1 protein-coding gene is annotated in these 409 nt (G+C 63.3%); it reads right to left on the bottom strand.

Annotation, left to right across the window (positions count from 1 at the left end):
• Window positions 1-409: FliM/FliN family flagellar motor switch protein (locus GYA94_RS26895; protein ID WP_255327013.1), on the bottom strand; the 409-nt coding region annotated here is incomplete at both ends.

Here is a 409-nt window from a genome sequence, read left to right on the forward strand (position 1 = left end):
ATCGCCAGGCTGCATGTGCAGGATGTCGCGCAGCTTCAACTGGCGCCGGGCCACGGTGGCAGTCATCGGCACGGCAACATCCAGCACGTCTTCGCGCAGGGCCTTGACCCAACGCTCGTCCTGGTCGTCCAGGTCGGACTGGAAACCGGCATCGAGCATTTCCCGCACCGGCTCGATCATCGAATACGGCATGGTCACGTGCAGGTCACCGCCACCACCGTCCAGCTCGATATGGAAGGTGGACACCACCACTGCCTCGCTCGGGCCGACGATGTTGGCCATGGCCGGGTTGACCTCGGAGTTCATGTACTCGAAAGACACCGGCATGATGGCCTGCCAGGCTTCCTTCAGGTCGACGAAGCACTGGTCCAGCACCATGCGTACCACGCGCAGCTCGGTGGGGGTGAAC

The organism is Pseudomonas juntendi (genome assembly GCF_009932375.1).
GTDB lineage: Bacteria > Pseudomonadota > Gammaproteobacteria > Pseudomonadales > Pseudomonadaceae > Aquipseudomonas > Aquipseudomonas juntendi.